This is a genomic window from Streptomyces sp. NPDC002809, from assembly GCF_040295435.1.
Taxonomy (GTDB): Bacteria; Actinomycetota; Actinomycetes; order Streptomycetales; family Streptomycetaceae; genus Streptomyces.
Window position 1 is genome coordinate 116666 of record NZ_JBEOVJ010000002.1, and the last position, 19315, is coordinate 135980.

The following is a 19315-nucleotide window of genomic DNA, read 5'->3' on the forward strand; positions in this document are numbered from 1 at the left end:
TGCCAGGCTGAACCCCATGACCCACACCACACAGCCCTACGGCACCCCCGACCAGCCCCGCCTCGCAGTCCAAGGCAAAGCCCGCCTCCAGGTCGACCCCGAAATCGCCCGCCTCACCATCACCGTCAGCGCCCGCGGCAAAGACCGCCGCGCCGCACTCGAAGACCTCACCCGACGCAACACCACCGTCCTCGAACTCGCCCGCAGCTACGGCGAAGCCATCGAAAAACTCGAAACCGGCACCCTCTCCATCACACCCGAACTCCACCAACGCGGACGCGACGAAAAAATCCGCGCCTACCACGGCCGCGTCCACATCACCGCCACCCTCAACGACTTCACCGCACTCGGCGAATTCACCACCCGCGTCGCCGACCTCGACATGACCCGCATCGACGGACCCCGGTGGGCCCTGCGCCCCGACTCACCCGCCCACGGCCAAGCCCGCCGCCAAGCCGTCCGCGAAGCCGTCCAGCGCGCCCGCGAATACGCCGACGCCCTCGGCGCCCAACTCGCCGCCCTCGTCGAACTCGCCGACCTCGGAGCCGAGAACACGGCCCCCGCCTCCTTCGCCCGCGGCGCCTACGGCGGCCCGCCGCCCCTCGCGGGAGGCGCCACCCCCGGCGCAGCCCCCGCACTCGACCTCGAACCGCAACAGCAAACCGTCCACGCCCAGGTGAACGCCCGCTTCATCATGACCCCACCAAAACTCTGAAACCCCGAACTCTGAATCACCGAACCGAATGCTCATCCGAGCACCCCGCCGCACAATTCAACACTTGTCAAAAACCCTTCACCCAAAGGTTGTTGAGCAGTCATCCGCAGCCAATTAACTACCCGTAAGTAAGGTTTAGGCTCACACCATGCGCCGAGCCAAAATCGTATGCACCCTGGGACCCGCAACCGACACATACGACCAGATCAAAGCCCTGGTCGACGCCGGAATGGACATCGCCCGCCTCAACCTCAGCCACGGCACCTACGCCGAACATGAAGACCGCTACCACCATGTACGCAAAGCATCCGACGAAGCCGGACGCAGCGTCGGCATCCTCGCCGACCTTCAAGGCCCGAAGATCCGCCTCGGCCGCTTCCGCGAAGGACCCGTACTCCTTGAACGCGGCGACGACTTCACCATCACCGTCGAACCCATGGAAGGCGACCGCCACACCTGCGGCACCACCTACACCGGCCTCAACGCCGACGTCACCGCCGGCGAACGCATCCTCATCGACGACGGCCGCGTCACCCTCGAAGTCACCGAAGTCGACGGCCCCCGCGTCCACACCACCGTCATCGAAGGCGGCATGGTCTCCGACCACAAAGGCCTCAACCTCCCCGGCGTCGCCGTCTCCGTCCCCGCCCTCTCCGAAAAGGACATCGAAGACCTCCGCTGGGCCCTGCGCACAGGCGCCGACATCATCGCCCTCTCCTTCGTCCGCAGCGGACGCGACATCGAAGACGTCCACCGCATCATGGACGAAGAGGGCCGCCGCCTCCCCGTCATCGCCAAGGTCGAAAAACCCCAGGCCGTCGACAACATCGACGACATCGTCGCGGCCTTCGACGGCATCATGGTCGCCCGCGGCGACCTCGGCGTCGAAATGCCCCTGGAACAGGTCCCGATCGTCCAGAAGCGCGCCATCAAACTCGCCAAGCGCAACGCCAAGCCGGTCATCGTCGCCACCCAGATGCTCGACTCGATGATCGACAACTCCCGCCCCACCCGCGCCGAAGCCTCCGACGTGGCCAACGCCGTCATCGACGGCACGGACGCCGTGATGCTCTCCGGCGAGACCAGCGTCGGCAAGTACCCCGTCGAGACGGTCCGCACGATGTCCCGCATCGTCGAAGCCGCCGAGGAGGACATCCTGGCCAAGGGCCTCCCGCCCCTCACCGACCGCAACAAGCCCCGCACCCAGGGCGGCGCGGTCGCCCGCGCGGCAGCGGAGATGGGCGACTTCCTCGGAGCGAAGTTCCTGGTCGCCTTCACCCAGAGCGGTGACACGGTCAAGCGCCTCTCCCGCTACCGCTCACCCATCCCGCTCCTGGCCTTCACCCCGGACCCGGCCACCCGCTCCCAGCTGAACCTCACGTGGGGCGTGGAGACGTTCCTGGGGCCGCACGTGGACTCGACGGACGCGATGGTGGCGCAGGTCGACGAGGAACTGCTGAAGATCGGCCGCTGCCAGAAGGGCGACGTCGTGGTCATCACGGCCGGCTCCCCTCCCGGCGTCGCAGGCTCGACGAACCTGGTGCGCGTGCACCACATCGGCGAGGACGACAGCCCGAAGTAGGGGGCTGGCTCAGTATTTCGGCCCGACGTGTGCATCCATGAGTGCGACGGATGCCCGTCGGGCGACAGAGATGTTCTTGCGGCTGGCGCGCTTCCACTCGACTCCTACCTGGTCGAGTGTGCTGGTGAAGAGCCCCAGGATGTCGGCCGACAGGTTGGTGAAGAAGTAGCGGGGGTACTCGTACCGTCGTTGCTCGCCGCCGACCGGGCGCGTGGCCCAGTTGATGATCCGGCAGCCGTCGGAGTGGATGAGGCCCCGGATGAACTCCCAAGGGTGCGTGTCCACGATGATTTGCTGCCAGTCGGCGAGAGTGATCCTGCGGTCGTGCTTCTTGCCGGGGCCGTGTTGGGGAAGCAGGCAAGGCCAGTGTTTGCTGGAGCTTGTGACGTACTGACAGCCCGGACTCGACACGAGGCCTACTTTGTTGGCCGGTCGCGCGATCTGTACGGCTTTGACGCAGGCGTCGATGAGTCCCGGCCAGGCGTCGGCGCATGCGATGCGGAGGCTGTATACGCCTCGCTTGGTCGCACTGATGCAGCCGTCGCCGAGGTAGAGGCCAAGTAGGTACGCGTATGCGGCAGGGGAGTCGGGGGGCCTTGGTGCATCGCCACATCGAGGACATTCACGGCCGCGGTCGTGTCCGAGGGGCTCTATTCGCACAAGCCAGGAACGGATGGCGGCTCGAGAAATTCCAGTCTGCTTGCATACCGAATTCTGGCTGAAGCCCTGATCGAGGAGAGCCAGTGCATGCTTACGGGTTTCGAGGTCGTACACGTGGCCGAGCTTGAAGGGATCTTTGCGATCGAGGGAGGGAATGGTGATGCAGTCACACGATCACGTGAATCTGCGCCGTTTCCTTGAAACCTTGGAATCTAAGGAAAAGTGCCCCAGGTGGGATTCGAACCCACACTGTCCGCTGTTTGAGAGCGGCCTCTCTAACCAGTTGGAGTACTGGGGCCTTAGAAAGGAAGGGTATCCCCTGCCCTGTGTAGTGCCACCATATCGTAGCTAGGTAGGCTCGTGGGAGCTGTACCTGCCCTGAACCAAGGAGCCCCGTGACCACCCCCGAGTCGCCCCAGCCCGTCGCCGACGACGACAAGTCGCACGTCCCGCCGCTGACGACCCGCGTCGTCATCGCCGAGGACGAGGCGCTCATCCGCCTCGACCTCAAAGAGATGCTCGAAGAAGAGGGGTACTCGGTCGTCGGTGAGGCCGGAGACGGGCAGCAGGCGGTCGAGCTGGCCCGGGAGCACAAGCCGGACCTGGTCATCCTCGATGTGAAGATGCCGGTCCTCGACGGGATCTCCGCAGCCGAGAAGATCGCGGAGGAGTCCATCGCGCCGGTCCTTATGCTCACCGCGTTCTCGCAGCGTGACCTCGTGGAGCGGGCCCGTGACGCCGGGGCGATGGCGTACCTGGTGAAGCCGTTCAGCAAGAGCGACGTGGTGCCGGCCATCGAGATGGCGGTGTCGCGGTTCGCGGAGCTGAAGGCTCTGGAGGGCGAGGTCGCGGACCTGTCGCAGCGGCTGGAGACGCGGAAGCTCGTGGACCGGGCGAAGAGCATTCTGCAGACGGATTACGGGCTCTCGGAGCCGGCCGCGTTCCGGTGGATCCAGAAGACGTCGATGGACCGGCGGCTGTCGATGCAGCAGCTGGCGGAGGCGTTGATCGAGGACGCCGAGGAGAAGAAGCGGGCGGCGGAGTAGGCGTACCCGCCTCGCACTCGTACACGAAGAAGGCCCGCGTCCCGGAGCAGATCGTCCGGGGCGCGGGCCTTCTTCGTGTGCGGGGTCAGTCCTCGCCGAGGTACGCCTTGCGGACGGACTCGTCGTGGAGGAGGTCCGCTCCGGTGCCGGAGAGGACGATCTTGCCGATCTCCATGACGTGGCCCTGGTCCGCGAGGGAGAGGGCGGCCTGGGCGTTCTGCTCGACGAGCAGGATCGTGGTGCCTGCGGCCTTGAGCTCGACGATGGTCTCCATGATCTTCTGCATCATGATCGGGGAGAGGCCCATGGAGGGTTCGTCGAGCATGAGCAGTTTGGGCTGGGACATGAGGGCGCGTCCCATGGCGAGCATTTGCTGTTCGCCGCCCGAGAGGGTTCCTGCGGCCTGCTTTCGGCGTTCCCCGAGGATGGGGAAGAGGTCGTAGGCGCGCTGGATGTCCTTTTCGATGCCTGCCTTGTCGTTGCGGAGGTAGGCGCCGAGGAGGAGGTTTTCGGTGATCGTCAGCCGGGGGAAGATGTGGCGGCCCTCGGGGGAGTGGGCGAGGCCCAGGGCGACGATCTTGTGTGCGGGGATGTTGGCGAGTGGCTTGCCCTCGAAGAGGATGCGTCCGCCGATGGGCTTCAGCAGTCCGGAGAGGGTGCGCAGGGTGGTGGTTTTGCCGGCGCCGTTGGTGCCGATGAGGGTGACCACCTGGCCGGCGTCGACGGTGAAGGAGATGCCTTTGACGGCTTCGATCTTGCCGTAGGCGACGCGGAGGTCCTCGACCTCGAGCAGTGCGGTCATCGGGTGTCCTCCTCCTCGGTGGTGGTGTCCTTGGTGCTGGTGGGTGGTGCTGTCTCGTCTTCGGTTTCGGCGTCCGCTTCGGCCGCGGCCACGGCTTCGGCTGCTTCGACCTCGGCGACTTCTTCGGCGCCGGGGGCGCCTTCGAAGGGGGTGCCGAGGTAGGCGGCGATGACGCGTTCGTCGCTCTGGACGACTTCGGCGGTGCCTTCGACGAGTTTTTCGCCTTGGACGAGGCAGGCGACGCGGTCGCTGAGGTTGAAGATGAAGCGCATGTCGTGCTCGATGACGAGGACGGCGATGCCTTGGTCCCGGATGGCGAAGATGAGTTCTTCGGTGACGCGGGTTTCCTGGGGGTTCATGCCTGCGGTGGGCTCGTCCAGGAGGAGGAGGCCGGGGTCGCTGGCGAGGGCGCGGGCGATTTCCAGCTTGCGCTGGTCTCCGTAGGGGAGGTTGCGCGCGAGGTGGTCGGCCTTGTTGTGGAGGCCGATGAACTCCAGGAGTTCCATGGCGCGTTCGCGGCTGGCGTTCTCGGCCTTGCTGTAGCCGGGCAGGCGCAGGAGTGCTGACCAGAGGCCTTCTTTGGTTCTGGTGTGGCGTCCGACGAGGACGTTTTCCAGGACGGTCATGTTGGCGAAGAGCCTGATGTTCTGGAAGGTGCGGGCGATGCCTGCCTTGGTGACGAGGTGGGGCTTGGGTGGCAGGACGGTGCCTTTGTAGCTGACCTTGCCCTCGGTGGGGACGTAGAGGCCGGTGAGGCAGTTGAAGAAGGTGGTTTTGCCGGCGCCGTTGGGGCCGATGAGTCCGACGATTTCGCCTGCGTTGACGGTGAGGTCGACGTTGCGTACGGCGGTGAGGCCGCCGAAGCGCATGGTGACGCCGCTGGCGTCCAGGACGGGGGTCGTGGTTTTCGTGGTGGTGGTCATGGTGTTCACGCCCCCGCCTTGGTGATGCCGGCGTCGCTGTCTTCGGGCTGCCGTGGTTCGGGTACGACGACGGTTTCGTCGTTCTCGTGGAATTCGAGTTGTTTCCGGCGGTCGGCGACCAGGCCTTCGGGGCGGAAGCGCATCAGGAGGATGAGTGCGATGCCGAAGAGGAAGAGCTGGTAGTCCTGCATGAACTGCAGTTTGGCCGGGATGAGGTAGAGCAGTGCGGCGCCGACGAAGGGTCCGCTGAGGGTTCCCATGCCGCCGAGGATGACGGCGGCGAGGAGGAAGGCGGAGTTCGGGGGGACGGAGCCGGCGAACTGGTACTGCTCGGGTGTCACGGTGTAGTTGACGTGTGACTGGACGGTGCCGGCGAGGCCGGCGAGGGTGGCGCCGAGGGCGAAGGCGAGGAGCTTGAGCCGGAAGGCGTTGATGCCCATGGCGGTGGCTGCGGTCTCGTCTTCGCGGATGGCGACCCAGGCGCGGCCGATGCGGGAGTCTCCGGAGCGGCGGAAGACGAGGACGACGACGGCGGTGACGACGAGCATCAGCAGGTAGTAGTTGGCGGGCCTGCTGAGGGTGAAGGGGCCGATGTCGTGGCTGAGTCCGAAGTCGATGCCGAGCAGGTTGAGGTCGGGGATGCTCGGGATGCCTTGGGAGCCGTTGGTGAGGTCGGGTCCGCTGTTGCCGTTGAGGTTGTTGACGGTGACGCGGAAGATCTCTCCGAAGCCGAGTGTGACGATGGCGAGGTAGTCGCCGCGCAGTCGCAGGGTCGGTGCGCCGATGAGGACGCCGAAGATCAGTGAGACGGCGGCTCCGGTGAGGACGGCGGCCCAGAAGGGGAATTGGACGCCGATGGCGGAGAGGGGTGCGCCGGAGACGAGGGCGGCTGTGTAGGCGCCGACGCCGAGGAAGGCGACGTAGCCGAGGTCGAGGAGGCCGGCGAGGCCGACGACGACGTTGAGGCCGAGTGCGACGGTGGCGAAGATGAGGATGTTCGCGCCGATGAGGGCGTATTCCGCGGTGTCCTGGGTGAAGGGGAAGCAGAAGGCTGCGGCCAGGGCTGCGGTGAGGGTGACGTTGCGGTGCTTCGTGGTCAGCGCGGTGATGCGGGCGATGAGGCCGGCGCGGGTGAGTGCGGTGAAGGCGAAGGCCGCGGTGATGAGGAAGCCGATGAACTGTTCGGATTCTTCGGTGGGGATGTCGACGCAGAAGGTGAAGATGTAGAGCGCGGCGCCGAAGGCTGCGGTGATGATGAGGATTTCGGCCCAGGCGGGGAGGGGTTTGGCGCGGGCTGCGGAGGGTGCGGCGAGGCTGTTGCGGAAGAGTTTCCAGGCGCCTGGCCGGGGTTCGTCGGTGGGGAGTGGTTCGTCGCTGGGGAGTCCGAGGGCGGCGAGGAGGGCGATGAGTGCGCCGATGCCGCTGACCCAGGCTCCGGGTTCGAGGTTGACGACGCCGCCGAGCTCGTAGGTGATGGCGCCGATGGTGTAGCCGGTGACGCCGAGGGTGCCGAGGGCGAGGAGGCGTACGGGGCTGTTGGTGCCGCCGGGGGTGAGCCAGCGGAGGCCGGTGATGCCGTATCCGCAGAGGGTGAAGAGGAGGGTGAGGACGGCGCCGGTGAGGGTGAGGATCTGGAGGCCGCCGGGGTAGCCGGTGACGGTGAGGTCGCCGGGGAATTCGGAGGTCCAGGTCCAGGGGAGGAAGGTGCCGGCGAGTGCGATGGCTGCGCCGGCGGCGGTGGCGATCCGGGCGATCGGTGCGGGGAGGGGGATGAGTGCTTTCTGGGTGGTCATCCGTATCACGCCCGATCCGCGACGCGTTCGCCGAGCAGGCCTTGGGGCCGGAGCAGGAGGACGACGATGAGGAGGACGAAGGCCCATACGTCCTTCCAGGCGCCGCCGCCGAAGAGGTCCATGCCGGGGACGTCGCTCATGTAGCCGGTGGCGAGGGATTCGGCGACGCCGAGTACGACTCCGCCGAGCATGGCGCCGTAGATGTTGCCGATGCCGCCGAGTACGGCTGCGGTGAAGGCTTTGAGGCCCATGATGAAGCCCATTTTGAAGCCGATCTGGCCGTTCTTGAGCCCGTAGGCGACGGCGGCGACGGCTGCGAACGCGGCACCGATGGCGAAGGCCATGACGATGATGCGGTCGGTGTTGATGCCCATGAGTTTCGCGGTGTCGGGGTCCTGGGAGGTGGCTTGCATGCCGCGGCCGGAGCGGGTCTTGGAGACGAAGAGGCCGAGGGCGATCATGCAGACCGGTGCGGCGATGAGGACGAAGAGGTCACCGCGCTGGATGTGGGCGCCGAAGATGTCGAATGCTTCGCCCTTGAACTGGGGGAAGGGGCGGTCCTTGGTGGCGTCGGGGTACCACTTCCAGATGGCCTGCTGGAGTGCGAGGGAGAGTCCGATCGCGGTGATCAGCGGGGCGAGTCTGGGGGCGGTGCGCAGGGGCCGGTAGGCGAAGCGTTCGGCTGCGACGCTGATGGCGACGGAGCATATGACGCCGCCGATGATCATGAGTGGGACGATTGCGAGGAGGTTGGCGCCGGCCGGCATCCAGAGGTACACGGTGAGAGCTCCGAAGCCTCCGATCATGAAGATCTCGCCGTGGGCGAAGTTGATGAGCTGGATGATTCCGTAGACCATCGTGTAACCGATCGCGATGAGTCCGTACATCGCGCCGAGGATGAGTCCATTGGCCAGCTGTTGCGGCAGTTCGTGCACCGCAGGGCCTCCGTGGAGTGGTTCGGATATGGCACCGCGCGGGAGCGCTCGTAGCGCTCCCGCGCGGTCTGGTGTCAGTCAGTGCGTGACCGGGAGCTTGTTACGGCTTGTAGGCCTCGCTGAGCTTGGACGTCCACTTGCCGCCGTCGACCTGGTAGGCGGTCATCATGGTGTTGGTGGTGTCGCCGAACTCGTCGAAGGAGACGGGGCCGGTGACGCCTTCGAAGCTGACCTTGCCGACGGCGTCGAGGACCTTGGCGCGGGCGTCGTCGGGGAGCTTGCCGTCGTTGGCTGCGACGACGGCCTTGACGGCCTCGATGATGGCCCAGGTGGCGTCGTAGGTGCCGCCGCCGTAGGCCTCGTAGGCGTCCTTGTATCCGGCGGTCTTGTAGTTCGCGATGAAGGTCTTGGCGGAGTCGAGCTCCTCGACGGGCTTGCCGACGGAGGTGGCGATGTCGCCCTGGGCCTTCTTGTTGAGCTTGATGAAGTCGGCGCTGTACATGCCGTCGCCGCCCATGAGGGGGATCTGGACGCTGTCCTTGAGCTGCTGGCTCAGGGGCGCGCCGGCGGGGTACTCACCGCCGTAGTAGACGGCCTTGGCGCCGGACTTCTTGACCTTGGTGACGACGGCGTTGAAGTCGCGGTCGTCGGGGTTGACGTGGTCGGAGCCGACGATCTTTCCGCCGAGGCCGGTGAAGGTCGCCTTGAAGGAGGCGGCGAGACCGGCGCCGTAGGGCTTCTGGTCGTCGATGAGGTAGACCTGCTTGATCTTCGCGTTGTTGTACAGGTACTTCGCGGCGAAGGCGCCCTGGATCTGGTCCGTGGTGGCGGTGCGGAAGTAGGTCTTGAAGGGGCGCTTCTTGTCGCCGGTCTTCCAGTTGTCGCCCTGGGTCAGCTCGGTGCCCGTGTTGGCGGGGGAGATCTGGGTGAGGCCGGCGTCGTTGAGGGGCTTCTGCATCGACTGGGAGACGCCGGAGTTCAGCGGTCCGACGACGCCGAGGACCTTCTTGTTGTCGATGAACTTCGTGGCGTTCTGCTGGCCGACGGAGGGCTGGGCCTGGTCGTCGAGGGGCTGGACCTCGAATGTGATGCCCGGGACCGTCTTGGCCTTGTTCGCCGTCTTGGCGGCGAGGTCGGCGGAGTTCTTGATGCCGAGGCCGAGGGCGGAGAGGTCACCGGTGAGCGGTGCGTCGACGCCGATGACGACGGTCTGGTTGCCGCTGCTCTCGCTGCCCTTCTTGTCGTCGTCGCGCGACCCGCAGGCGGTGAGTGTCAGTGCTCCTGTGGTGAGCACTGTGGTGAGGATGAGCAAAGAACGGTGTCGCACGAAAAGTCCTTTCCCTGGCGCGGCCTCCTCTGCTTGAGGTGCCGTGTCGTTCGCCGGGCCGTACTGATTGGTACAGGGCCGTGCTGCAGACGCGCCCGGCGGCGCGGTGACTGGCGGTGACTCTAAGGGCAGGGGTGGGGGTCGGGGATGGGGGTGGCGCAGGATGTGACTGTCTTGTTATGCCCTTGAGCAAGGCTTGAGGTGGCTGTGTGGACATGTACGGCTTTTTACCGGACGGTGAAGTGACCGCATGGTGAGAACGCGCAGCTCTGTTAAGGGGCTTGGGGTGATCTTGATGCTGTCGCGTGAGGGGGGTGTGTGGAGGTGCGGGAGGGCGTGCCTCGGTGCCCGGTGCCTGCGGGGCCGGGTTCTCTGTGTTGCGTGGGGTGGGTGCACATTGCGCGCTTGTTACGCAGTGTTACATCCGGGGTGGTGTGGTCGACGATGTGTGGTGGTGCGCAGGCGGGTTGTGGCTGATGAGTGGGCCATGGAACGGGGTTGGTGGTCAAGGGGGTTGGCTGCCGGTGTTGTGCAAGTTCGGTGTGTGTGGCGGTGGTTGTGCCCGGATATGGGTCTGCCCGGCCGGATTGGGGTTCCGGCCGGGCAGGGGTGGTGCGGGGTGGTGTGTGGTCAGGGGGCTTCGGGTTTGGGGGTGTCGCGGAGCAGGCAGGTGAGGCGGGCGGTACAGACGCGCTTGTCCTGTTCGTCGGTGATGACGATCTCGTACGTGGCGGTGGTGCGGCCGCGGTGTACGGGGGTGGCGACGCCGGTGACGTGGCCGCTTCGTACCCCTCGGTGGTGGGTGCAGTTCAGGTCGACGCCGACGGCGACCTTGGTGGCGCCGCCGTGGAGCATGGTGCCGACGGAGCCGAGGGTTTCGGCGAGGACGGCTGAGGCGCCGCCGTGGAGGAGTCCGTAGGGCTGGGTGTTGCCTTCGACGGGCATGGTGCCGACGACGCGGTCCGCGGAGGCTTCGGTGATCGTGACGCCCATGCGTTCGCCGAGGTGGCCTGCGGAGAAGAGGGCGGGCAGGTCGACGCCGAGGGAGGCGTACTCGTCGATGATCTCCTGGGGGAACTTGGGTGTGGTGTGCTCGCCCATGGGTCCGGCTCCGATCGTCTGCGGTGGGTCGCTGCTGTGTGCACGTTCCTGCCTGTGTGCACTGTCCTGCGTGTGTGCACTGTTCATACCAGACGGCTGAGCGGGCGCTTAGTGCCGCCTGTCCGGGGGCGTCAGCGCAGGTTCTCGAAGCGGACCACGACGGATTTGCTGGCGGGTGTGTTGCTGGTGTCGGCGGTGGAGCCGAGGGGGACCAGGACGTTGGTCTCGGGGTAGTACGCGGCGGCGCACCCGCGGGCGGTGGGGTAGTGGACGACGCGGAAGCCCGGGGCGCGTCGTTCGACTCCGTCCTTCCATTCGCTGACGAGGTCGGCGTAGGTGCCGTCGGCGAGGCCGAGGGCGGTGGCGTCGTCGGGGTTGACGAGGACGACGCGGCGGCCGTTCTTGATGCCGCGGTAGCGGTCGTCGAGGCCGTAGATGGTGGTGTTGTACTGGTCGTGGGAGCGCAGGGTCTGCAACAGGAGGCGGCCTTCGGGGAGTTCGGGGAACTCGACGGGGGCGGCGGTGAAGTTGGCCCTGCCGGTGGCGGTGGGGAAGCGGCGGGAGTCGCGGGGGCCGTGGGGGAGGGTGAATCCGCCGGGGTGGGCGATGCGCCGGTTGAAGTTCTCGAAGCCGGGGACGACGCGGGAGATGCGGTCGCGGATGGTCGCGTAGTCCTTCTCGAACTCTTCCCAGGGGGTGGTGGAGGCGGGGCCGAGTACGGCGCGGGCGAGGCGGGCGACGATGGCGGGTTCGGAGAGCAGGTGGGGGCTTGCGGGGGTGAGGTTGCCGCGGGAGGCGTGCACCATGCTCATGGAGTCCTCGACGGTGACGAACTGCTTGCCGCCTGCCTGGACGTCCTTGTCGGTGCGGCCGAGGGTGGGCAGGATCAGGGCCCGGGTGCCGGTGACGGCGTGGGAGCGGTTGAGCTTGGTGGAGACGTGGACGGTGAGGCGTGCGGTGCGCATCGCGGCCTCGGTGACGTCGGTGTCGGGGGAGGCGGCGACGAAGTTGCCGCCCATGGCGAAGAAGACCTTGGCGTCGCCGTCGCGCAGGGCCTGGATGGAGCGGACCACGTCGTAGCCGTGGTGCCGTGGTGAGGTGATGGAGAATTCCTTGTCGAGGGCGTCGAGGAACGCGGGTGAGGGGCGTTCGAAGATGCCCATGGTGCGGTCGCCCTGGACGTTGGAGTGGCCGCGGACGGGGCAGACTCCGGCGCCGGCCCGGCCGATGTTGCCGCGCAGCAGGAGGAAGTTGACGACTTCGCGGATGGTCGGCACGGAGTGCTTGTGCTGGGTGAGGCCCATGGCCCAGCACACGATGGTGCGCTTGGACGCGAGGACCATGGCGAGGGCTTCTTCGATGGCGGCGCGGTCGAGTCCGGTCGCGGCGAGGGTCTGCTCCCAGTCGGCTTCCGCTGCTGCGGCGGCGAACTCCTCGTAGCCGTGGGTGTGTTCGGTGACGAAGGTTTCGTCGACGGCGCCCTGGGTGCCGAGGATCATCTTGTTGAGGAGCCGGAAGAGTGCCTGGTCGCCGCCGATGCGGATCTGCAGGAACAGGTCGTTGAGGGCGGCGCCCCTGACCATGCCGAGGGGGGTCTGCGGGTTCTTGAAGCGTTCGAGTCCGGCCTCGGGCAGCGGGTTCACCGAGATGATCTTCGCTCCGGCGGACTTGGCCTTCTCCAGGGCGGAGAGCATCCGGGGGTGGTTGGTGCCGGGGTTCTGTCCGGCGACGATGATCAGGTCGGCGTGGTGGAGGTCCTCCAGGGAGACGGATCCCTTGCCGACGCCGATGGTCTCGGTGAGTGCCGAGCCGGAGGACTCGTGGCACATGTTGGAGCAGTCGGGGAGGTTGTTCGTGCCGTATTCGCGGGCGAACAGCTGGAGGAGGAACGCGGCCTCGTTGCTGGTGCGCCCGGAGGTGTAGAAGAGCGCCTCGTCGGGGGAGGCGAGGGCGCCGAGCTCCTCGGCGATGACGGCGAAGGCGCGCTCCCAGGTCACGGCCTCGTACCGGTCCGCGCCCTCGGGCAGATACATAGGTTGCGTGATGCGTCCCTGCTGGCCGAGCCAGTAGCCGCTGCGGGCGGCGAGGTCGGCGAGGGGGTGTGCGGCGAAGAAGTCCGGGGTGACGCGGCGCAGGGTGGCTTCCTCGGCGACGGCCTTGGCACCGTTCTCGCAGAATTCGGCGGTGTGCCGCTTGTCGCCTTCGGGCCAGGCGCAGCCGGGGCAGTCGAAGCCGTCCTTCTGGTTGACCTTGAGGAGGGTCTGCGCGGTGCGGCGGATGCCCATCTGCTGCTGGGCGATGCGCAGGCTGTGGGCGACGGCGGGCAGTCCGGCGGCGGCGTGCTGGGCCGGCTCGACCTGGGGCGCGTCCTGGACCGGGTCTCCTGCGGGCGGCTTGGTGGCCATCGTGCTCCCCTTCGGGCCTGCCGCGGACCTCGTGCGGTCCGCTGTGCGTGTTTCCTTCTTCTCGATCCTGGCACGCGGTGCGGGCGGGCCGCCCGGTGAGCGGTCGCGGGGCGGCCGGGGGCGGTCGACGGTCCGGATTGTCAGTGGTACGTGGCAGGATCGGGGTGTGGCTGAGACGGCATCGAAGAAGACGGCAGACAACCGACCGCGCCTGCTCCTGATGGACGGGCACTCCCTGGCGTACCGGGCGTTCTTTGCGCTGCCTGCGGAGAATTTCACGACGGGGGCGGGGCAGCCGACGAACGCGGTGTACGGCTTCGCGTCGATGCTCGCGAACACGTTGCGTGACGAGGCGCCGACGCATTTCGCGGTGGCGTTCGACGTGTCGCGCAAGACGTGGCGCTCGGAGGAGTTCCCCGAGTACAAGGCGAACCGGTCGAAGACGCCGGACGAGTTCAAGGGGCAGGTCGAGCTGATCGGTGAGCTGCTGGACGCGATGCACGCCGACCGTTTCGCGGTCGACGGCTTCGAGGCGGACGATGTCATCGCGACGCTGGCGACCCAGGCCGAGGCGGCCGGGTTCGAGGTGCTGATCGTCACGGGTGACCGTGACTCGTTCCAGCTGATCACTGACAACGTGACGGTGCTCTACCCGACCAAGGGTGTGTCGGAGCTGACGCGGTTCACCCCGGCGAAGGTCGAGGAGAAGTACGGGCTCACTCCGCAGCAGTACCCGGATTTCGCCGCGCTGCGCGGTGACCCGTCGGACAACCTTCCGGGCATTCCCGGGGTGGGTGAGAAGACGGCCGCGAAGTGGATCAACCAGTTCGGTTCGTTCGACGAGCTCGTGGCGCGGGCCGAGGAGGTCAAGGGGAAGGCCGGGCAGAATTTCCGCGACCACCTCGACGCGGTGCGGCTGAACCGGCGGCTGACCGAGATGGTCCGCGATGTGGAGCTGCCGAAGACCCCGTCGGATCTGGAGCGTGCTCCTTACGACCGCACGGCGGTCACCGGGGTGCTCGATGTGCTGGAGATCCGCAACCCGAGCCTGCGGGAGCGGCTGCTCGCGGTGGACCCGGGCAAGGCCGAGGACGAGGCCCCGGCGCCCGCCGCCGGTGTCGAGCTGGACGGGTCGGTGCTGGGCGCGGGTGAGCTCGCCCCCTGGCTGGCCGAGCACGGCGCCCAGCCGCTCGGCGTCGCCACGGTGGACACCTGGGCGCTCGGCAGCGGCACGGTCACCGAGATCGCGCTCGCCGCGGCCGGCGGGGCCGCCGCGTGGTTCGACCCGGCGCTGCTCGACGCGGCCGACGAGCAGGCGTTCGCGGCGTGGATCGCGGACGCGGACCGGCCGAAGGTCATGCACAACGCGAAGAGCGTGATGCGGGTCTTCCCGGAGCACGGCTGGCGGACCGAGGGTGTCTCGATGGACACCGCGCTCGCCGCCTATCTGGTCAAGCCGGGCCGGCGCTCCTTCGCGCTGGACGCCCTCGCCGTGGAGTACCTGGGCCGTGAGCTCGCTCCGGCGTCCTCGTCCGACGGGCAGTTGGCGTTCGGTGCGGACGACCAGGCCGAGGCCGATGCCCTGATGACGCAGGCCCGTGCGGTCCTTGACCTCGGTGACGCGTTCACGACGCGGCTCAAGGAGGTCGGGGCCGCCGAGCTGCTGCACGACATGGAGCTGCCGACGTCGGTCCTGCTGGCCCGTCTGGAGCGGCACGGCATCGCGGCTGACCGGTCCCATCTGGAGGGCATGGAGCAGCAGTTCGCCGGCGCCGTGCAGCAGGCGGTGAAGGAGGCGCACGCAGCGGTGGGCCGCGAGTTCAATCTCGGTTCGCCCAAGCAGCTCCAGGAAGTCCTCTTCGGCGAGCTGGGTCTGCCGAAGACGAAGAAGACGAAGACGGGCTACACGACGGACGCGGACGCGCTGGCGTGGCTGGCCGGGCAGACCGAGCACGAGCTGCCGGTGATCATGCTGCGCCACCGTGAGCAGGCGAAGCTGCGGGTCACGGTCGAGGGCCTGGTCAAGACGATCGCTGCGGACGGCCGTATCCACACCACGTTCAACCAGACCGTGGCGGCGACGGGCCGGCTCTCCTCCACCGACCCCAATCTGCAGAACATCCCGGTCCGCACCGACGAGGGCCGGGCGATCCGCCGGGGCTTCGTCGTCGGCGAGGGTTTCGAGACGCTGATGACGGCGGACTACAGCCAGATCGAGCTGCGGGTGATGGCGCACCTCTCCGAGGACGCGGGCCTGATCGAGGCGTTCACGTCCGGTGAGGACCTGCACACCACGGTCGCCTCGCAGGTCTTCGGTGTCGACAAGTCCGCGGTCGACCCGGAGATGCGGCGCAAGATCAAGGCCATGAGTTACGGGCTGGCGTACGGGCTGTCGGCGTTCGGCCTGTCCCAGCAGCTGAACATCGAGGCGGGCGAGGCCCGGGGCCTGATGGACACGTACTTCGAGCGGTTCGGCGGAGTCCGTGACTATCTGCACCGGGTGGTGGAGGAGGCCCGCGCCACCGGCTACACGGAGACGGTCTTCGGCCGCCGCCGCTATCTGCCGGACCTCAACAGCGACAACCGCCAGCGCCGTGAGACGGCCGAGCGGATGGCGCTCAACGCACCGATCCAGGGCACGGCCGCGGACATCGTCAAGGTCGCCATGCTCCACGTCGACCGGGCGCTGACCGAGGCGAAGCTGAAGTCGCGGATGCTGCTCCAGGTGCACGACGAAATCGTGCTGGAGATCGCCACGGGTGAGCGGGAGCGGGTGGAGGAGATCCTGCGCCACGAGATGGCGACGGCGGTGCAACTGCGGGCGCCGCTGGACGTGTCGGTCGGGGTGGGCGCTGACTGGGAGTCCGCCGCGCACTGACGCGACGCGGTCTCTGTCGGGGGTGTTGCGTCCGCGCTGGCGCGACGCGGTCTCTGCCGGGGCGCCGTGCTCTCGGGCGCCGGTCCCCTCGGTCGCCGTTCCTCTCAGTCGCCGGTCCGGGTCGTGTCCCGGGCCGGGCCGGGGACGGGGAGCGCCGGTGTGCCGGCGCCCCGGCCGCGGAGCCGCGTCCACGCCCCGTACAGCACGAGTCCGGCCGCCAGCCCGGCGCCCGCGCCGAAGCAGGCGGTCGGAATGATGTCGAGCGGTGTGCCGATGTGTCCGAAGTACGCGTACCAGCGCGCGCAGCGGTGCACGGTGCCCAGCAGGACGCACAGCCCGAGGAACGCACATGCCCACCACCGCGCCCGCCGGTCCAGGACGGGCAGGGACGCCGGTGCCGGCCGGGCCCCGGTGCGGCGCAGCCCCGACACGGTGAACCACACGAGCACGGTGAGGGCCAGCGCCGAACTTCCGTACTGCACCAGCTGGAACACCGGGTGTCCGGCGGTGTTCCGCCCGAGCACGGGCACCAGCCGTACCCCCCACCGGTCGTGGTGGGTGAAGGCGTCCCAGACGACATGTGTGGCGGCACCGATGACGGCCGACACCACGAACCACGCGGCGTCCCGCAGGCCCCGCGGCCCCTGTTGCGGTGGGCGCCGGGCTCCGCGTACCCACGCGTGTACACGCCCCTGCCACGGGGCGGGCAGCAGTGCCACGAGGGGTTCGCGCAGCAGCAGCCAGAGTGCCACGGTCGCCGCGGTGATCAGGACGTCCACCGTGAACACGCCCCACCACGCGTGGGTGACCTGCCCGAACTCCATGGCGCCGGGGATCGCGGTGTCCGCGTAGTACGTCATGTCGGGGGCGAACGAGCCGGCGACGAGAGCCGAGGCGAGGAGCGGTCCGTGCCCTGTTCCGTCGCGGCGGATCCCGGGGAGGACGGCTGCGGCGTGGCTCAGCGTGAACGGCATGGGGGAAGTATGCGTGAGCTGCCGTCACGAACCCCTCGTGAACTGGACAACGTGCTGGCCGGAAGGTGAGAAACCGGTAAGAAGCGGTCCGGCCGCCGTGTTCGGGTCGCACAAGTTGCCGTAGGGTCGCCTGAGTCCAGGCGCAGGGGAGCGCGGACAGCCGACGAGGGGGAGGGCCCACACGTTATGGCAGCGCAATTCGGTCGCCGACTGCGCAGAGGGGCGACCACGACTGCCGTGGCCGCCGCCGCTGTGGCGGCGCTCACCGCTTCGCAGGGCCCCGGTTCACCCCTGGTGGCGGCAGAGGGTGACCAGTCGAACCAGTCGAACCAGCCGACCGCCGGTTCGGTGCCCTCGGGTGACGACGGTGCGTCCGGCAACTCGCCCTACTTCACAGACCTGCCGCCGCTGAACACGCCCAACAAGCCGGGCACCTCCGTCAATCTGCCCGTGACGGGCAGTGCGGAATCGGGCATTCCGGCCTCGATCCTGGCGGCGTACAAGAAGGCCCAGCAGACCGTCGCGGGTACGGACGCCGCCTGCCGGCTGCCGTGGCAGCTCCTCGCCGCGATCGGCAAGGTCGAGTCGGGCCAGGCCCGCGGCGGCCGGGTCGACGCGCAGGGCACCACGTTGTCCCCGATCCTCGGACCGGCTCTCAACGGCCAGGGCTTCGCCCTGATCAAGGACACCGACAACGGCGTCTACGACGGTGACTCGACGCATGACCGTGCGGTCGGCCCGATGCAGTTCATCCCGTCCACCTGGGAGACCTGGGGCCAGGACGGCAACGCCGACGGCCGCAAGGACCCCAACAACATCCACGACGCGGCGCTCGCCGCCGGGCGCTATCTGTGCGCCGGCTCCCGGGACCTGTCGCTCGCCACGGACCTGGACCGGGCGGTCCTGAGCTACAACCACTCGGACGAGTACCTGCGTACCGTCCGCACCTGGTTCGAGTACTACAACCGGGGCACCCACGAGGTTCCGGACGGCACCGGCGTCCTGCCGAACCAGACCAGCACGGGAACCCACCACAACGCCGGCTCCGGAACCCCGCACACCACCCCGTCGCCCTCGCCGACGCCCACGCCCGTTCCGACGCCCTCGCCGAAGCCTCCGGCGAAGCCGAGCCCCGGGCCCACCGATCCGGGTAAGCCGACGACGCCTCCGCCGACGCCCGATCCCACCCCGTCCCCGGTCCTGGCCGCCGTGCAGAACGCGGGCACCGGCGAGCTGACCGCCACGGCCGGCGACGCGTTCGCCGAGCGGATCAAGGTCCGGGCGAAGAGCAGCCTCGGTACTCCGCTCGCCAAGGTGTCCGTGACCTTCACCGTCACCGGTGACACGGATGCCGCGTTCGACGGTGCGAAGAGCACCGTCACCCTCGTCACCGGGGCGGACGGCACGGTCACCGCGCCGGTGCTGAAGGCGGGCGAGAAGACGGGCGCGTTCACCGTGACGGCGACGGCCACCGGCTCGTCGCTGCCCGCCGTCACGTACGCGGCGACCGTCACCGCCCGGCAGGCCGACGCCATCGCCAGGACGGGCACCGCGGACCTGACCGCCGTGGCGGGCCAGACGTTCGCCGACGTCACGGCCGAGGCCACGTACAAGGGCGCGGCCGCCGACCGGGTCGCCGTCACGGCCACCATGATCACCGATGGTGACGAGCCGGTCGAGAACGACAAGGGCCCGTACTTCACGAACGACGACGGCGACCCGGTCCGCACCCTCGTGCTGACCACGGACGCCGACGGCAAGGTCGCCCTGCCGAAGATCTACGCCGACGGGGCCGCGGGCACGTACAAGCTGCGCCTGACCACCGAGGGCGGCGCCACCGTCGTCATCGAGCTCACGGTCGAGGCCCCTGCTGCCGCCTGACGCGCACCAGGGCTCACCACGCCCAGGACAGCCCCTTCGCCGGCTCCCGGCCAAGGGGCTGTTCTACGTGTTCTCATATCGCGCCCCGGTTGCTACGGTGCCCCAGCCCTGACGACCCATCAGTTCTGAGCTCCGGGAGGCCGAGCATGCGCGCCCTGATTGCCGCCGCCATCGGACTGGCCGCCGCCCTCGCCCTCGTACTCACCATCAGTGCGATCGGCGCACCGCCCGGCGAGACCTCGCCCAAACCCCTGCTGACCACGGTCCCGGGTCCGAAGCAGTAGCCGACCGCA

General features: G+C 68.2%; 15 protein-coding genes and 1 tRNA gene. 6 read left to right on the forward strand and 10 right to left on the reverse strand.

The genetic code is table 11. The features are described from left to right. Window positions 1-16 precede the first annotated feature (16 nt). Both ABT025_RS01820 and pyk read left to right on the forward strand, forming a co-directional pair. Complete coding sequence (locus ABT025_RS01820; RefSeq protein WP_350988683.1) at window positions 17-715, forward strand: SIMPL domain-containing protein; 699 nt, start codon at window positions 17-19, stop codon at window positions 713-715. A gap of 148 nt (window positions 716-863) precedes the next feature. Continuing rightward, window positions 864-2297 (forward strand): pyruvate kinase, encoded by a 1434-nt coding sequence (gene pyk / locus ABT025_RS01825; protein WP_350988685.1) that lies wholly within the window; start codon window positions 864-866, stop codon window positions 2295-2297. Between the two features lie 9 nt (window positions 2298-2306). Here the strand turns inward: pyk and ABT025_RS01830 are convergent, their stop codons facing one another. Together ABT025_RS01830 and ABT025_RS01835 are read right to left on the reverse strand one after the other, a co-directional pair. Continuing rightward, a complete protein-coding gene (locus tag ABT025_RS01830) occupies window positions 2307-3071 on the reverse strand; it encodes a transcriptional regulator (protein WP_350988687.1) in 765 nt (254 codons plus the stop codon). A 109-nt stretch (window positions 3072-3180) separates the two neighbouring features. Continuing rightward, window positions 3181-3255 (reverse strand) — tRNA-Leu (locus ABT025_RS01835). A 97-nt stretch (window positions 3256-3352) separates the two neighbouring features. Between ABT025_RS01835 and ABT025_RS01840 the strand changes: the two genes are divergently transcribed. After that, window positions 3353-4003 carry an ANTAR domain-containing response regulator gene (locus ABT025_RS01840; RefSeq protein WP_148015825.1) on the forward strand — a complete coding sequence of 217 codons (651 nt, stop codon included), beginning with the start codon at window positions 3353-3355 and terminating at the stop codon, window positions 4001-4003. An 85-nt stretch (window positions 4004-4088) separates the two neighbouring features. Here the strand turns inward: ABT025_RS01840 and ABT025_RS01845 are convergent, their stop codons facing one another. The 7 genes from ABT025_RS01845 to ABT025_RS01875 all read right to left on the reverse strand — a co-directional run bounded on the left by ABT025_RS01845 (window position 4089) and on the right by ABT025_RS01875 (window position 13289). Then, on the reverse strand, window positions 4089-4805 hold the full coding sequence (locus ABT025_RS01845) for an ABC transporter ATP-binding protein (RefSeq protein WP_350988690.1): 717 nt from the start codon (window positions 4803-4805) through the stop codon (window positions 4089-4091). After that, window positions 4802-5728, reverse strand: coding sequence for an ABC transporter ATP-binding protein (locus tag ABT025_RS01850; protein WP_350988936.1), 927 nt, complete (start codon window positions 5726-5728; stop codon window positions 4802-4804). Before ABT025_RS01850 ends, ABT025_RS01845 begins: the two co-directional genes overlap by 4 nt. A 5-nt stretch (window positions 5729-5733) precedes the next feature. Further along, window positions 5734-7521, reverse strand: coding sequence for a branched-chain amino acid ABC transporter permease (locus tag ABT025_RS01855; protein ID WP_350988692.1), 1788 nt, complete (start codon window positions 7519-7521; stop codon window positions 5734-5736). Window positions 7522-7526: 5 nt separating this feature from the next. Next, a complete protein-coding gene (locus ABT025_RS01860) occupies window positions 7527-8456 on the reverse strand; it encodes a branched-chain amino acid ABC transporter permease (protein WP_350988694.1) in 930 nt (309 codons plus the stop codon). A 100-nt stretch (window positions 8457-8556) separates the two neighbouring features. Next, complete coding sequence (locus ABT025_RS01865; RefSeq protein ID WP_350988938.1) at window positions 8557-9768, reverse strand: branched-chain amino acid ABC transporter substrate-binding protein; 1212 nt, start codon at window positions 9766-9768, stop codon at window positions 8557-8559. Window positions 9769-10413: 645 nt separating this feature from the next. Further along, on the reverse strand, window positions 10414-10884 hold the full coding sequence (locus ABT025_RS01870; RefSeq protein ID WP_350988696.1) for a PaaI family thioesterase: 471 nt from the start codon (window positions 10882-10884) through the stop codon (window positions 10414-10416). A 131-nt stretch (window positions 10885-11015) separates the two neighbouring features. Continuing rightward, window positions 11016-13289, reverse strand: a complete 2274-nt coding sequence (locus ABT025_RS01875) for an FdhF/YdeP family oxidoreductase (protein WP_350988698.1) — start codon at window positions 13287-13289, stop codon at window positions 11016-11018. A gap of 166 nt (window positions 13290-13455) precedes the next feature. On the opposite strand from ABT025_RS01875, the gene polA reads away from it, so the two are divergent. Next, the gene (polA, locus tag ABT025_RS01880) at window positions 13456-16167 is read left to right on the forward strand and encodes a DNA polymerase I (protein WP_350988700.1); all 2712 of its coding nucleotides are present in this window, start codon (window positions 13456-13458) and stop codon (window positions 16165-16167) included. A gap of 104 nt (window positions 16168-16271) precedes the next feature. Here polA and ABT025_RS01885 read toward each other — a convergent pair whose 3' ends face one another. After that, window positions 16272-17141: a DUF4184 family protein gene (locus tag ABT025_RS01885; RefSeq protein WP_350988702.1), complete on the reverse strand. Its 870-nt coding sequence runs from the start codon at window positions 17139-17141 to the stop codon at window positions 16272-16274. Between the two features lie 186 nt (window positions 17142-17327). Here ABT025_RS01885 and ABT025_RS01890 point away from each other — a divergent pair, with 186 nt between their 5' ends. After that, window positions 17328-19022, forward strand: coding sequence for a lytic transglycosylase domain-containing protein (locus ABT025_RS01890; protein ID WP_350988704.1), 1695 nt, complete (start codon window positions 17328-17330; stop codon window positions 19020-19022). Between the two features lie 146 nt (window positions 19023-19168). After that, window positions 19169-19306 (forward strand): SPW_0924 family protein, encoded by a 138-nt coding sequence (locus tag ABT025_RS01895; protein ID WP_350988706.1) that lies wholly within the window; start codon window positions 19169-19171, stop codon window positions 19304-19306. Window positions 19307-19315 lie beyond the last annotated feature (9 nt).